Origin of the sequence: Micromonospora sp. NPDC050795, assembly GCF_044456785.1 — a bacterium.
GTDB lineage: Bacteria > Actinomycetota > Actinomycetes > Mycobacteriales > Micromonosporaceae > Micromonospora.
The window spans coordinates 1-14,678 of record NZ_JBITGE010000014.1; the positions used below are offsets into that span (position 1 = coordinate 1).

Annotated in this window: 11 protein-coding genes; 7 read left to right on the forward strand and 4 right to left on the reverse strand. The window is 72.5% G+C overall.

The window, feature by feature from the left end:
- Positions 1-95: 95 nt before the first annotated feature.
- Positions 96-1,289, reverse strand: a complete 1,194-nt coding sequence (locus ACIBEF_RS14515) for a hypothetical protein (protein ID WP_396793821.1) — start codon at positions 1,287-1,289, stop codon at positions 96-98.
- A 479-nt stretch (positions 1,290-1,768) separates the two neighbouring features.
- On the opposite strand from ACIBEF_RS14515, the gene ACIBEF_RS14520 reads away from it, so the two are divergent.
- Both ACIBEF_RS14520 and ACIBEF_RS14525 read left to right on the forward strand, forming a co-directional pair.
- On the forward strand, positions 1,769-3,484 hold the full coding sequence (locus ACIBEF_RS14520) for a hypothetical protein (protein WP_396793934.1): 1,716 nt from the start codon (positions 1,769-1,771) through the stop codon (positions 3,482-3,484).
- Entirely contained in the window at positions 3,484-5,280 is a 1,797-nt protein-coding gene (locus ACIBEF_RS14525) for a hypothetical protein (protein WP_396793822.1), read from the forward strand. The genes ACIBEF_RS14520 and ACIBEF_RS14525 overlap by 1 nt, the downstream gene beginning before the upstream one ends.
- Here the strand turns inward: ACIBEF_RS14525 and ACIBEF_RS14530 are convergent, their stop codons facing one another.
- Complete coding sequence (locus ACIBEF_RS14530) at positions 5,281-7,152, reverse strand: hypothetical protein (RefSeq protein WP_396793935.1); 1,872 nt, start codon at positions 7,150-7,152, stop codon at positions 5,281-5,283.
- A 124-nt stretch (positions 7,153-7,276) separates the two neighbouring features.
- Here ACIBEF_RS14530 and ACIBEF_RS14535 point away from each other — a divergent pair, with 124 nt between their 5' ends.
- Together ACIBEF_RS14535 and ACIBEF_RS14540 are read left to right on the forward strand one after the other, a co-directional pair.
- Positions 7,277-8,575 carry a PQQ-binding-like beta-propeller repeat protein gene (locus ACIBEF_RS14535; protein ID WP_396793823.1) on the forward strand — a complete coding sequence of 433 codons (1,299 nt, stop codon included), beginning with the start codon at positions 7,277-7,279 and terminating at the stop codon, positions 8,573-8,575.
- Positions 8,572-9,849, forward strand: a complete 1,278-nt coding sequence (locus tag ACIBEF_RS14540) for a PQQ-binding-like beta-propeller repeat protein (RefSeq protein WP_396793824.1) — start codon at positions 8,572-8,574, stop codon at positions 9,847-9,849. Before ACIBEF_RS14535 ends, ACIBEF_RS14540 begins: the two co-directional genes overlap by 4 nt.
- Here the strand turns inward: ACIBEF_RS14540 and ACIBEF_RS14545 are convergent, their stop codons facing one another.
- Positions 9,850-11,001, reverse strand: a complete 1,152-nt coding sequence (locus ACIBEF_RS14545; RefSeq protein ID WP_396793825.1) for a peptidase C39 family protein — start codon at positions 10,999-11,001, stop codon at positions 9,850-9,852. It abuts the gene before it with no gap.
- A gap of 142 nt (positions 11,002-11,143) precedes the next feature.
- On the opposite strand from ACIBEF_RS14545, the gene ACIBEF_RS14550 reads away from it, so the two are divergent.
- The 3 genes from ACIBEF_RS14550 (at position 11,144) to ACIBEF_RS14560 (ending at position 13,649) form a co-directional block, all read left to right on the forward strand.
- The gene (locus ACIBEF_RS14550; RefSeq protein WP_139586209.1) at positions 11,144-11,812 is read left to right on the forward strand and encodes a response regulator transcription factor; all 669 of its coding nucleotides are present in this window, start codon (positions 11,144-11,146) and stop codon (positions 11,810-11,812) included.
- Positions 11,809-12,972 carry a sensor histidine kinase gene (locus ACIBEF_RS14555; RefSeq protein ID WP_396793826.1) on the forward strand — a complete coding sequence of 388 codons (1,164 nt, stop codon included), beginning with the start codon at positions 11,809-11,811 and terminating at the stop codon, positions 12,970-12,972. Before ACIBEF_RS14550 ends, ACIBEF_RS14555 begins: the two co-directional genes overlap by 4 nt.
- Positions 12,973-13,211: 239 nt before the next feature.
- Positions 13,212-13,649 carry a VOC family protein gene (locus ACIBEF_RS14560; protein WP_366607160.1) on the forward strand — a complete coding sequence of 146 codons (438 nt, stop codon included), beginning with the start codon at positions 13,212-13,214 and terminating at the stop codon, positions 13,647-13,649.
- Between the two features lie 64 nt (positions 13,650-13,713).
- Here ACIBEF_RS14560 and ACIBEF_RS14565 read toward each other — a convergent pair whose 3' ends face one another.
- Positions 13,714-14,532, reverse strand: coding sequence for a hypothetical protein (locus ACIBEF_RS14565; protein ID WP_396793827.1), 819 nt, complete (start codon positions 14,530-14,532; stop codon positions 13,714-13,716).
- Positions 14,533-14,678 lie beyond the last annotated feature (146 nt).

Below are 14,678 nucleotides of genomic sequence, written 5' to 3' on the forward strand. Positions count from 1 at the left end.
GGCGCCAGCACAGCCCACTCATGGTTCGTCAGATCGCCTCGTGCCACACAGGCCTAACGAGCGAGATTCATGATCCGCGAGACAGAACCTAGGGGCTAGCGGGGGGAGATTGAGCGGTAGTGGGTCTTGTCGGTGTTGGCGAGGCTGTAGGTCTGGGAGCGGGACGGGGTGGGGACGACCACCAGGCCGGGGCGCTCGACCAGCAGGGGAGTGCCCGGCGGGACGGACAGGGAGCTGTCCCGGGTGGCCCGCCAGCTCAACACCACCAGGGGCTGACCGGGCACCGGCAGTTGGTACGCCTGCAACGGGGTGGCCCGGTCGGCGGGTGAGACGACGGGCGCGCTCCCGTCGGCCGGTCGATAGATCACCGCCGTCATCGCGCCGGCGTCGGTGTCCCAGCTGAGCTGCTGCAACTCGGCTGGCTCGCCGCCGCCGAGGGCCACTTCGCCGAGCGAGCGCACGGTGAGTTTCGCCATCGGCCAGGACGTCGGTACCGAGCGTGGGGCGTCCCGGTCCCCGATTCGGCGCGGGATGCTGCCGAAGGGGCCCCGGTCGCCGGACAGCACGCAGGTGTCCAGACCGGTGAGCGCCCGCCGGCCCGTGCCGGACTCGTCGCGGACCAACGGGTAGCGCGGGTCGACGGTGCCGGTGCCCAGGTCGAGCAGTCGGTCGGCGGCCCGACCGCGGGGGAGCGACTCCGTGGTTCGCAGGGTCGCGGTCACGCTGACGGCATTGCAGGACGGCACGTCGACCGGTGCGCTGAGACCGTCCGCGATGGTCAACGTCCGGTCCTTGGGCCCGAGGAGGCTCTGCACCCGGGCCGAGACCAGGTAACGCCGGCCGCCGGCCGTCTGCACCGGCAGCACGTCGGAGTAGACGAGGTAACCCGGGTCGGTGTACTCGGTGGCGCGGGTCACCGTGTACCGGTCGCCCTCGCGAGTCAGTTGCAGAAGCCAGGACGCGCTTTCGCCGGGCACGTCGGCGGCCACCAGTGCCACCGGGGCCCCGTCGACCCGACCGGAGAAGAGGATGCCGGACGAGGGCAGGTGCGCGCGGTCGTCGGCCGGCGACCGCCAGCTCCGGACCGCCGCGGTGACCGCGGACGTCGCCGTGGCGTCGCTGGAGAGGTCGCCCCGGGGCGGCCACACGGCGAGGGTGCCGTCCAGGCTGTCGTACCCGACCCGGAGGTCCTGCGGCTTCCGCTCGGCAACCGGACCGCAGGCCGTGCCGGCCAGCAGCGCGCTCAGCAGGACGGGAAGCGCCCTGCCGTACCGACGGCCTGGAGTCACCTGGCCCGCCCCCGATCGCCTCGCCGTCGCTGTCGGAAAGCGCCATAGTACGAGATGTCCGATGCGGCGCCTCAGTTGGCCAGCACCCGAAGCACCACAATGGACACCACCGGGGGTTTAGGGCGTTTTGGTTGCTCCGGTAGACTCCGCCGACTGTGACGCCTGCCGAGTCCCGCGCCCTGCCCGCGCCGCACCCGGAGGCGGTAGCCGACTCCGCCGAGCTGGTGAGCTACCGCACACCGGCCGGCCTCTTCGCCGGCCCGCCCGCGCTGACCGCCCCCACCACAGCGCGGGCCGAGCCCGAAGCGCCAGCCGAGAGCGGAGCGCCCGCCGAACCCGAAGCGCCGGCCAAGCCCGAAGCACCTGCCAAGCCCGCAGCGCCAGCCGAGAGCGGAGCGCCCGCCGAACCCGAAGCGCCGGCCAAGAGCGCGGTCCCGACGCGAGCACGGTGGCGACGGTGGACCCGGCGTCGGCAGCACCTGGCGGTGGGCGGGCTGTTCCTGCTCGCCGCACTCTGGGTGACCAGCCGGATCTGGCTGGACCCCTCCGGTCGGGTGGCCTCGCTCTACACCGGTGACCCGGCGCAGGTGCAGTTCTTCCTCGCCCACTCGGTGCGCGTGGTGCTGCACGGCGAGTACCCGTTCTACACCGAGCAGTTCAACTACCCCGACGGCGTCAACCTGATGGCCAACACGGCCGTGTTGGCGCTGGGCATCCCGATGGTCCCGGTGACGCTGCTCTTCGGGCCGGCGGTCTCCTTCGTGGTGCTGGTCACGCTCGGTCTCGCCGGCACCGCGATGGCCTGGTACCTGATGCTCTCCCGCCACCTGGTGCGTACCCCGCTCGCGGCGGCGGTCGGCGGTTGGTTCTGCGGGTTCTCGCCCGCGATGCTCTCGCACGCCAGTTGGCACCCGAACATCATCAGCCAGTTCCTGCTGCCGTTCATCGTGTGGCGGGTGCTGGTGCTCACCCGCTCCGCGAGGCCGGTTCGGGACGGGGCCCTGCTCGCCCTGCTGGTCACCGCGCAGGCGTTCATCAACGAGGAGATCCTGCTCTTCACGGCGATGGCGTGCGGGGTCTTCCTGTTGGCGGTGCTGGCCCAGGAGCCGGCCCGGTGGCGAGCGGCCTGGCGACCCCTGGGCGCCGGCGTGGTGACCTGCGCGCTGCTGGCGGGGGCGCTGCTGGCGTACCCGCTCTACGTGCAGTTCGCCGGGCCGATGGCCTACCACGGGCTCAGCGACGCGGTGAAGGACTACGGCAACGACATCGCCGCCTTCTTCGCCCCCGGCTCGCCCACCCTCGGCGGCAACCAGCGAGCCAACATCAACCTGGCGCCGAACTACTCCGAGGAGAACGCCTTCTTCGGCTGGAGCCTGTCGATGCTGGCGATCGGCATCGTGGTCTGGCTGCGCCGGGAGTTGATCGTTCGGGCGCTCGCGGCGACCGGCGTGTTCTTCGCCGTGCTCTCCCTCGGCGAGCGGGTGTCCTGGTGGGACCGCGAGCTGATCACCGGGCCGTGGCAGTGGTTGGTCCACCTGCCGCTGCTGGACGCGGTGGTGCCGACCCGGTTCGGGCTCATCACCAGCGTGGTGATCGGCCTGCTGCTGGCGCTCGCCGTGGAGCGGGCCTGGGCGCTACGCCCGGCCGACCGCCGTACCGTCCGGGTGCTGACCGCCGCGGGCCTGGCCTTCGCGCTGCTGCCGATCGCACCGATGCCGCTGCGGATGGTCTCCCGGCCGCCGGTGCCGGACTTCATCACGGCGGACCGGTGGCGGGCGTACGTCGGGCCGGACCAGACGCTGGTGCCGATCCCGGTGCCCAGCATGGGCAACACGCACGGCATGCGCTGGGCGGCGGCCACCAACCTCGACTTCAAGATCCCAGGCGGTTACTTCCTCGCGCCCCGCAACGGCAACACCGGTGATGCGGGCCGGTTCGGCGGTCGCCCCAGCGGGGTGGGTCAGATGCTGGAGGAGGTGGCGACCACCGGGCGTACGCCCAAGCTTGACGACCGGCAGCGTCGACGCTTCGCCGACGAGCTGCGGCACTGGCGGGCGGCGATCCTGGTGCTGCCGGTGCGGCAGCAGAACGTCGAGCCACTGCGCCGTACCGTCGAGGAACTGGTCGGTCCGGGCCGCCAGGAGTTGGACGTCTGGGTCTGGGACGTCCGGACGCTCACCGACCGTTCGGTCTGATGACCACCGGGACGACGTCCCCGAACATCTCGCCTCCGGCGACGGTCGGCGCGTCCCGCACGGCCTGGCTGCGGGACGCGCTGGTGGTGGCCGGCTATCTGGGCCTCGCGGTGCTGGTGACCAGCGGGCAGTGGGGTCACCCGTGGCGGCTGTTCCACCAGGCGGGTGACCAGATCCTCTTCGAGTGGATGCTGGCTCACGCCGCGCATGCGGTGGTCGAGGGGGAGAACCCGCTCTTCAGCACCGCGTTGAACGCGCCCGACGGGGTCAACCTGATGGCGAACACGTCGGTGCTCGGTCTGGGTGTCCCGCTCACACCGGTCACAGTGCTCTTCGGCTCGCAGGTGGCGTTCTGCGTGGCGGTCGTCTGGTGCCTCGCCGGGACCGCAGCCGCCTGGTACGTGCTGCTGCGCCGCCGGCTGGTCGGCACCCGGGCCCCGGCCGCGGTGGGTGGGCTGATCTGTGGCTTCGCCCCGGGCATGATCGCCCAAGCGGGGGCCCACCTGCACATCGCCGCCCAGTTCCTGGTGCCCGCGATCCTCGCCCTGGTGTTCCGGCCGGCCTCGAAGACGGCACGAGACGGCGTGTGGCGGCCCGGCGTCGCCCTGGGGCTGCTGCTCGTCTGGCAGGTCTTCATCGGCGAGGAGGTGCTGGTCTTCCTGGTGCTCGCGGCCGGCGTCTTCGCGTTGGGTTACGCGCTCGCCGACCGGGTGGCCGCACGGCGGCTGGCGCCGGCCCTCTTCGGTCGGCTCGCGGTGGCGGCCGGCGTGGCGGGGGTGCCGCTGGCGTACCCGTTGTGGTTCCAGTTCTACGGCCCGCAGCACTACTCCGGGATGGCGTTCGCCACGCAGGGCTTCCAACTGGACGTCGCCTCGTTCACCGCGTCGGCCCGGCAGACCGTGCTGGGTGACGACTGGCTGCCGGGGCTGCTCTCGCCGAATCCGACCGAGGAGAACTCGTTCTTCGGCCCGGGCCTGCTGGTGCTCGCCGTGGTGATCGTGATCTGGCAGTGGCGACGACCGCTGGTCCGGGCGCTGGCCGCCTGCGGCGTGGTCTTCGCCCTGCTCTCGCTCGGCGACGAGTTGCGGGTGGACGGTGCGGCCACCGGCATTCCGGGGCTGTACCGGCTGGTCGGTGGGTTGCCGTTGCTCGATCTCGCGGTGCCGGCCCGGTTCGCGCTGGTCTGCGTACCGGTGCTGGGGGTGCTGGTGGCGCTGTCAGTGGACCGGGTCCGGGCCGCGCGGGGGCCGAACGTGGCGCCGGGCCTACCGGTGCGGCTGCTGTGGGCCGGCGCGGTCGCCGCCGCGTTGCTGCCCCTGTTTCCGACGCCGATCCGCGTGGTGCCGGTCGCGCCGGTGCCGGAGTTTCTCGCCGCCGGTGGCTGGCGTCCACTGGTGCCGCCCGGTCGGACGGTGGTCGCGGTGCCCCCGGTCACCGGTGCCGGGCGCAGCCCGGTGATGCTCTGGTCCGCCCGTACCGCCCTGGGGTTCGCCGCGCCGGGCGGTTACTTCATCGGCCCGAGCGGCCCGGACGACCCGGCGGCCCGCTGGGGCACGCCGGACCGCCCCACGTCGGTGCTGCTGCGGCAGGTGGCCGAGACCGGCGTGGTGCCGGTGCTCGACGACGCCGACCGCCGCCAGGCGGTCGAGGACCTGCGGCACTGGCGTGCCGCCGTGGTCGTACTCGGGCACCTGGAGCACGGTGACCCGGTCCGTCGAACCGTCGACGACCTGCTCGGCCCGGGCCGGCCGGTCGACGGCGGATGGTTGTGGGACGTCCGGGACCGGGTCGGCTGACTAACCCACCAGGGCGCGCACGTCCCAGACCCAGACGTCGTCGACCCGCTGCGGTGGCCCGATCAGGGCGGTGACCAGGTCCCGGAGCACCGCCTCGCGGGGGTGCGCCCCGAGCACCACCACCGACGCCCGCCAGAACCGTAGGTCCTCGACGGCCTGGCGGCGGTTCTCGTCGGTCAGCGCCGGAACCGTGCCACTGTCCATTGTCGAGTAGATGAGGGTGCTGGTCGGTCGGTTCGGGGCACCGAAGACCCCCTCACCCAGCTCGTTCGGGCCGATGAAGTAGCCGCCCGGAACGGGGAACTCCTGCCCGGTCAGCGCACTCCACCGCAGCGTCGGCAGACCGTGCACGTTGCTCGGGATCGGCACCGGCACCAGGGTGCGACCCGCCGGCACGTACGGTCGCCAGCCGCCCGCGGTGATGAAGTGCGGCGGCGGGTCGATCTGCTGGGCGGGCAGCGGGCGGGGGAAAAGCGGCAGCACGGCGAGGGCGACCGCCGCGTACCCCACCGGGCGCAGCCAGCGGCGGCGGGAGGCGGCCGGCGCGGCCGGCTCGTCGCCGGACGTCGCCGGGGTCGCTTCGCCGACGCGCTGGGCCGGCACCCGCGGCCGGTCAACCACCGCGCGCCCCTGGCGGTGCGCGGCGTCCCAGGTCAACGCGAGCAGTACGCCCACCGCGGCCGCGACCACCAGCGTCAACCGGGTCGGCATCATCATCTCGACCAGCGGCAGGTCGTCCGACACGTACGACCACGGGCCGCGCACGCCGGTCTCCACACCGTTGAAGCGCACAAACGGCCCGATCGCGGCCACGCTGAACACCACGATGAGCACCGCGGCGATCCGGGCGGCCAGCGAGCGGCGGACGAGCAGCACCAGAGCCACCACCGAGAGCAGCACCAGCGGCCAACCGAACCAGGTGTTCTGCTCGGTCAGACCGATCGTCTTCTCCACCGCCGGGTCACCGGCCCAGGTGTCCCTGGCGAAGGTGACGAAGGCGACCAGGTCCTCGCCCCAGTTGTGGAACACGCCACCCTGCAGGCCCCGGTAGGACTGCGGACCGTTGAACTGGAACCAGATCGGGTACGCGGTGAGCACCAGCGCCAGCCCGCCGGCGACGCCGAGCCCGGCCAGGAAGGTGCCGGCGGCGGCCCGGGTGGCCCGCGGCCGCTGCACGGCGTACGCCAGCACGATGACCAGGCAGGCCAGCGCGGTGAGCAGCAGCATCTCCTCGTTGATGAAGATCTGGTACGCCACCAGCGCGCCGAGCACGAGGCCGTTGCGTCGCCACCGGCCCGGCTCACCCAGGGTCAGCACCCGCACCACGATCAGCGGGAGCAGGAAGTTGGAGACGAAGTTCGGTTGGCCGTTGGCGTGGTGGATGATTCCCGGCGCGAAGCCGAGGAACGCGCCGCCGACGAACGCCGCCGCCCGAGAGCGCACCAGGTGGCGGGAGAGCATCCAGTACCCGGTGCCGGCGGTGGCCGCCAGGGCCGCGCCCAGGTAGACGGCGTACATCACCTGGGGGCCGAGCAGCATGGTCAGCGGGGCCAGCGGCAGGGTCACCCCGAGCAGCGAGGTGTTGGCCATCATGTTCACCCCGTCCGGGGCGTTCTGACGGGCCGTGAACAGCGGGTTCTCCAGGTGCCGCACCGAGTACTCGCCGTGCGCGAACAGCCACTCGAACCAACTGTGGTCGGTGGGCAGGTGCGAGGAGACCCGGCCGTTGACGTCACCCCAGTAGTTGAGGCAGACGAAGACGCCCAGCAGCACATAGGCTCCGAGGGCCAACAGGTCGGCTCGGCCCGGACGGCGTCGAGGCCGCCGTGTCGACTCGGCCTCGACCGGGTCGGCGTCGGTCACGGGATTCAGCGAAGGATCTACCACCGGCACAGCCACGACGCGCCATCGTACAGGCGGGGTTCCGTCACTTTTGCCGGGCCGGTGCGCCGACGGTCGGTTTGCCGGACGGTGACTCGTCGGCCAGCCTTACCTGGTGACGGAAGGACGGTCGTTGTCGATCATCGAGCTGGGCGAGATCAGCGACGAGCCCGCGTCGGCACCTCCGGTTCGCCGCCCGCGCGCCGTCGGTCGCCCGCTGCGCAGCGCGTCCGTGTTGCTTCTCAGCCTGGTGATGCTGGCTGGTGCCGCGCCGCCGACGCAGCGAACGGTGAGCGTGGTGCCGGCGTCGCGGATGGCCACCGCGTATCTGGCCGGGGACGTCGTCTACGTGGTCGATCCGCCGACACCCGACGGGGACCGGTACCTGACCGCGTACGCCCAGCCGGCACCGACCGGTGTCGGGGTGCGGCGGCGGTGGCAGGCGCCGCTGGCCCGCACGGGTGACTACCTCGACGTCCGGGTCGAACGGGGTCTGGTGCTGGCGATGGCGGTCAACGCCCCCAACCGGCTGTTCCAGACCACCGCCTTCGACACCGCGACGGGCCGGCAACGCTGGCAGCATCCCGGTGCTCCCCAGCCGACGCCCGGCGGTGTCCTGCTGGTGACCAATGGCCGGGAGGACGGGTCGGGCGCGATGAGCGGGGTGGAGCCCGACACCGGCCTGGTGCTCTGGTCGGTGCCGCTCCCGCCGGCCGCCAGCCCCACCTACCACCTCACTTCCGAGGGGCAGGTCGACCGGTTCGTGCTCCTGCAACCGACCGGCGAGGTGCAGGTGCACGACGCCGGCACCGGCCAGCTGCTGCGCAGCATCGACACGCTGCCCGGGGACCGGTCGGCGTACCAGCGGGTGCAGATCGTCGACGACCTGCTGCTGCTCGTTCCGCCGGGCAGCACCCGGCTGGTGAGCTTCGGGCTGGCCGAGTTGGAACCACGGTGGACGGCGGAGGTGACGTTGGTGTCGCATGTGCTCGAATGCGGTGGTCTGCTCTGCGCGGTGCCGCAGACCGGCGGCCTCCAGGTGCTCGACCCGGCTACCGGCTCGGTGCAATGGTCGGAACCGGGCCAGGACGTCCTGGCCGACGTCCGGTACGGTCGGCTGCTGATGGCCCGGCCCGGCCAGGGGTACGCGGTGCGGGACGCGACCACCGGGCAGGTACGAATCGAACTGGGCGTGTGGAGTCTGATGCCGGTGCTGGGGCCGGACGATCCGCTGGTCGGTGTGCGGCGGGGTGACGACGGTCGGATGGTCGTCGCCGAACTGGACCTGGTGGCTGGTCGGACGCGAATCGTCGACGTGCTGCCGGGCATCGCCGGCAGCTGCCAGGCGTCCCTGCCGGTCCTGCTCTGCCAGCGCCTCGACGGCACCACCGCGCTGTGGCGGTTGACGCGATGACCGGGCCGGTGATCGACCTCGGTGAGCTGCGGCACGACCCGGACCCGGACCCGGTGCCCCGCCCGCCCCGCGCTCATGGTCGTCCGCTGCGCTTCGCGCTGGTCGTGGTGCTCGCGCTCGTCACGCTCGCCGGCTCCGTCGTCACACCAGCCCGGCCGGCCCCGGTGACGCTGCCGGTCCGGTCCGGGTCCGACGTCATGGTCGACGGTGACCTCCTCCTGGTCCTGGAGCCGACCAACACCACGACCCGACGGGCACGGGTGTCCGCCTATCGGTTACCCGGCGGCGAGCCGGTCTGGCAGGCGCCGCTGTCGGCGGAGGCCAGGTACTGGGGGATGACCCCACTGGCCGGGATGCTGCTGGCCACCGGCTACGAGATCGGCCCGGAGGGTCGGGAGACGACCACCGTGGCGCTGGACCGGGCGACCGGGGCGTACCGGTGGCAGCAGCCGGGCACCGTCTCCAAGCTGAAGGACGGCAACGTGCTGCTGCGTAGCGGCGGCGAGACCTTACCGTCCACTCTGCGCGTGGTCGATCCGTGCTGCGGCACCGTGCGCTGGCAGCTCTCCGGCACCAGCGCCGAGACGACTGTGCGGGGCACCGAGCGCGGGGTGGACCGGGTGGTGCTCAGCGAGGTGGACGGGCCGGTCGAGGTACGCGACGCGATCACCGGCGCGGTGCTGGCCCGCGCCGACCTGCGCCCGCCCGACGGTGGTCGGGTCGGCCTGGACCTGACGAAGGACCTGCTGCTGGCCATCGACAGAGGCTCGGGCACTGTCACCGCGTACGGGCTGGATCAGCTTGAGGCCCGCTGGACCCGCGCCCGGCTGCACGTCGACTTCGCACTGGACTGCGGCCCCGTCCTGTGTGTGCGTACCGGCAACAACGAACTACAGGCGCTCGACCCGGCAACCGGCCAGGTGCGTTGGAGCAGCACCCAGTGGGGGTGGGCCTGGCCGACCGACGGCCGGCTGATGGCCAACATCAGCGGCATCGGTCCGTTGGAGCAGTACATCGTGCTCGATGCGCTGACCGGCCAGCAGGTGGCCGACCTGGGCCGGTGGGAGCTGTACCAACTCGGTCCCGGCGGCCGGTTGGTCGGCATACGGCGGCACCCCGACGCAGGAGTGCTCGTCGGCGAGTTGGACGTCGGCGCCGGAGAGGTACGCATCGTGGACGTGCTGCCCGACGCCACCGGGGAGTGTCAGGCGATCACCGGCTACCTGGTGTGCAGTGCGGCCGGCGGGTACCAGCTCTGGAAACTGACCGACTGATCACCAGTTGGCCTGGGCGGGTGGCGGGGGCAGCGGCACCGACGTCTGTCGCAGCACGTACGCCACCCCACCGCTGCCCCGTTGCCAGACCGCCTCGAACGCCTGCCGGGGCACTGTGCGACGGACCGCGTCGTCGTCCGGGGCGTACGGGTCGTTGAGCACCGGGTCGCCGTCGGCGCTGAAGCCGACCAGGACCATCAGGTGCCCACCGGTGTCGTACCCGAGCCCCGGCACCTCGTCGGCCCGGAACGCGGCGGAGACGATCAGGGGGATGCCGGCGGCGACGAACTCCTCCGCCTCGACCAGCGACCGCAGCCGGGTGACGAACGCGTCCACCCCGTGCAGACCGGCGTACGCGGTGTTGAACGGCCAGTTGCCGGCCCCGGCGTACGCGTGGTCGTAGCAGTGCCGGGCGGCGTGGACCACCACCGGGCGCGGGCCGGACGGCTCCACCCAGGTGTACCGGTCCGGCGTCGGCTCGGCGCCCCAGTAGGCGAGCACCATCGAGGTGCAGGTGGGGCTGCACCAGGAGTCCCCGCCACCACCCCACTGCGGGTACCGGCCGGCGTGCAGCCGCTGCGAGTAGCGGGGCACGTCCAGCACCCGGCCCCAGGCGGCGGACGGGACGGGTTCCCCCGCGTACCCCTGGTCGAGGGTCGCGGGGCCGGTGGCGACCGCGCCGATGCTGCGCAGCACCGGCCCGGTCGGGTTGCCGGCTCGCCGGCACAAGGTCACCCGTGTCTGCCAACCGGTGACCGTCGCTCCGGTCACGATCAGGGTGTCGGTGTCGACCCGGGCGGCACTGTCGCGCTGTCCGGGCAGCGAGGTGCGCCGTACGGTGTCGTCGCCGGCGGCCCAGCGGGCCAGCCGGTACCAGTCGGTGCTGGGCGCGTCGTCGTGCCAGCCGCGCAGGTCGACCTCGATCCAGCAGCCGTCCGGGGTGTCCGCCGTCCAGGACGGCACCACCTCGGCGACGGCGAAGCCGACAGGTACCGGCGGTGACGTCCAGGTGCCCCGTTCGGCGACGCCCTCGAGGACGAGCCCTCGACCGCCGGCGAGCAGGCCGTCGCCGCTGCCGCTGGTCAGGTCGGCCGGCAGGTGGAAAGCCCGGTAGGCGATGTCCCGCCGGGTGGGTGGTGCCGCAGTGGTCATGCCCGTCCGTCCGTCGCTCGATACCGCCGGCCAGCATCGCGTACGCCGCGGTGGCCCGCAACGCCGAGTGGCGCGGGCGGCGAGGGACGATGGGTTGCCGGCCGGCACTAGGTTGTCGGTGGTCAGCAGCGAGGAGGCCGGGATGCGGGTACTGGTGGTCGAGGACGAGCGCAACCTCGCCGACGCGATCGCGCGCGGGTTGCGCAAGCGGGGCATGGCGGTCGACGTGGCGTACGACGGCGACGCCGGCCACGAGGCGGCGTTCGTCACCCGGTACGACGTGGTCGTGCTCGACCGCGACCTGCCCGGCGTCCATGGCGATCAGATCTGCGCCGACCTGGCGGCCTCCGGCGCGCTGACCCGGGTGCTGATGCTCACCGCCAGCGGCACGGTGGCCGACCGGGTGGAGGGGTTGCAGCTCGGCGCTGACGACTACCTGCCCAAACCGTTCGCCTTCGACGAGTTGGTCGCCCGGGTGCAGGCGCTGGGCCGCCGGGCCACCCCGGCGGCGCCGCCGGTGCTCGAACTGGCCGACCTGGTGCTCGACCCGGCCCGCCGGGTGGCCACCCGCGCCGGTGTGCCGGTGGACCTCACCAACAAGGAGTTCGGCGTGCTCAGCGAACTGCTCAAGGCGCGCGGCGCGGTGGTCTCCAGCGAGGAGTTGCTGGAACGGGTCTGGGACGCGAACACCGATCCGTTCACCACCATCGTCCGGGTCACCGTGATGACGCTACGCAAGAAGCTCGGCGACCCGCCGTTGATCGAGACGGTGGTCGGTGCGGGCTATCGCACCGCCGAGGTGAGCGCGTGAGCCGCCGGCTGCGACCCACTCTGCGGTTGCGGCTGACCCTGCTCAACGGGGTGCTGCTGGTCGGTGCCGGAGCGATCCTGGTGTTGCTGGCCTGGCTGCTGGTCCGCGACGCCCTGCGACCCACCGACGAGTTGGTGCCCGGCACGATCGTGCTGCTCTCCGACGGCCGGCGGATGGACGCCGCCGAGTGGCAGCGGCAGTTGGTCGATGCCGCCTCTGGGGAACTGCTGGCCAAGGGCCTGGTCGCGCTGCTGGCGATCAGCGTGGTCGGGGTGGCCGGCGCGTACGCGGTGGCCGGTCGGGCGCTGCGCCCACTGCACCAGGTCACGGCGACCGCCCAGCGACTGGGTGAGGCGACCCTGGACCAGCGGATCGGCTACTCGGGCGCCGACGACGAGGTGGCCGAGCTGGCCAAGACGTTCGACGCCATGCTGGACCGGATCGCGTCCGCCTTCGAAGCCCAGAAGCGTTTCGTGGCGAACGCCTCGCACGAGCTGCGTACCCCGCTCGCGGTGATGCGCACGGAGATCGACGTTACGCTCAGCGACGACGACGCGGATGCCGCCGAGTACCGACGGATGGCGACAGTGGTCCGCGACGCCTCCGAGCGGGCCAACGGCCTGGTGGACGCGCTGCTGGTGCTGGCCCGCAGCGAGGCGCAGGCCGGGCGGCAGCTCGGCCGGCGTACCGAGTGTGACCTCGCCGCGGGTACTGCCAACGCACTGTCGGCGATGCGCCGTGAGGTGGAACGGATCGGCCTGCGGGTGCAGACGTCGCTGGAGTCCGCGCCGGTCGTCGGCGACCCGGGGCTGCTCGACCGGTTGGCCGGAAACCTGATCGAGAACGCGGTCCGCTACAACCACCTGCACGGCCGGCTCTGGGTGCGTACCGGCACCGACGGTGACCGGTCCTGGCTGGTGGTGGGGAACACCGGGTTCGAGGTGGACCAGGCCGACGTGCCGGGGCTGTTCGAGCCGTTCCGCCGTGGTGGCCGGGAACGCACCGGTGCCCGTGGCTCCGGCCTGGGGCTGTCCATCGTCCGGGCGGTCTGCACCGCGCACGGCGGCACCGTACGGGTGGTCGCGCAGCCCGGCGGGGGCCTGGAGGTCACCGTCACCCTCCCGTCGTCGGACGCCGCGGCGGTGTCCGCCGCCGTCTGATCGGGGTTGCGCACCTCGCTCGGCCGATGGCAAGATCGCGTCGTCAGCTCGACAGGGAAGGGGGTGCGTCGATGTCCACCAGTATCGGCTCCGCGCCCCGGGTCAGCGCCGGCTGACGTCCCGGAGGCGGAGCGCCCCGCACGGGTCGGGCGCTGATCGCCCACTCGAAGGGGAACCAGTTCCTGCGTGGTGCGCCGGGTACACGGGGCCGCACCACGTCGCCACCCTGGAGGACCACTGTGAGTTCGACGATCCACAACATCAGCATCGACTGTCACGACACGTACGCCCTCGCCGGCTTCTGGTCGCAGGTCTTCGACTGCCCCCGGCAGCCCGACGACTTCCCGGGCGACCCGGAGGCGATGCTTCTGCCCCCAGGTGGCCCGGAGGTGCTGTTCATCGCGGTGCCCGAGGGCAAGACGGTGAAGAACCGGCTGCACCTGGACCTGCAACCCGCCGACCGGACCCGGGCCGAGGAGGTCGAGCGACTGCTCGGCATCGGCGCGACGCTCGTCGCCGACCACGTCAGCCCCACCGGTGGAGGTTGGGTGGTGCTCGCCGACCCCGAGGGCAACGAGTTCTGCGTCCTCGGCAACGCCGCCGAGCGGGCGGCAGCGGCGGCGGCGCGGGCAGCGGCAGCGGCGCTCGCCACGTCGGAGGTTGCCGAACCGGCCTGACGGTCGACGTACGGCACGGGGCACCGGCCACCCTCAAGTGGCCGGTGCCCCGGTCTCGTACGGATCAGGACTGCTGCTCGACCTGGCCCCGGGTCGTGGTGAATTCGGCCTTCGCCTGGTCGGCGGACTTGAAGTACATCACGACCATGCCCAGGCTGCCCCGGTCGGCCCAGACGCAGATGCCCAGCGGCACGGTCTCGGCCTTGCCGTCGCCGCAACGCGCCTCACCGCCGAGCGGGCCGGCGTCGACGGCCGTCATCGTGTCCACCGTCAGCTGCTTGGACAGGCCGTCCACATAGGCGTCCAGCTCCTTCTTCGGGTCCGACAGCAGCCCGGACACGCCCGCGATCATGACGAGGTCCTGCTTGGTCGGGTCGCCGTAGAAGGCGGCGACCGTGCTCGTCTCGTTCCCCGCCGCCGTCTTCATCCCGGCGACCGCCTGCTCGGCGGCCGTCAGGAGCTCCGGGTTGGTGAGCTTCGGCCGCCCGGCGAGGGTGGTCGGCGCGACGACCCGGGTCTTGCTGGCGTCCACCACGGCGCCCACGTCGTCCTTGACGACGAGCCAGGTGATCGCCGCGCCGCCGACGCAGAGCACCAGCACCACTGCCAACACGATCAGAACGATCTTGCCGACGTTCGACTTCTTCGCCGGGGGAGGACCGCCGGCCAGGTTCGGGTCACCGTACGGCTGACCCGGCTGCGGGTACGGGGAACCAGGCTGCGCGGACGGGAAGCCCGGCTGCACGGGCGGGTAACCACCGGGCTGCTGCGGCTGTCCCTGCTGCTGCGGCGGCGGCCACCCGCCAGGCTGCTGGCCCGGCTGCTGCGACGGGTCGGGGGAATCGTGCGGCGGGCCGTAGGGATTGGCCGGCGGCTGAGACATCAGTCAGCTCCAAGATGGGGTTGCAAAACGCGTGATCCTAACCCGGCGCGATGCCCGCCGCCGTCCCCGCGGAAACCCGCATCCCGCAATCTTCTGATCACAAACGGTCGCGGTGGCCGGTCCGTCCGACAGGGACGGTCCGACCA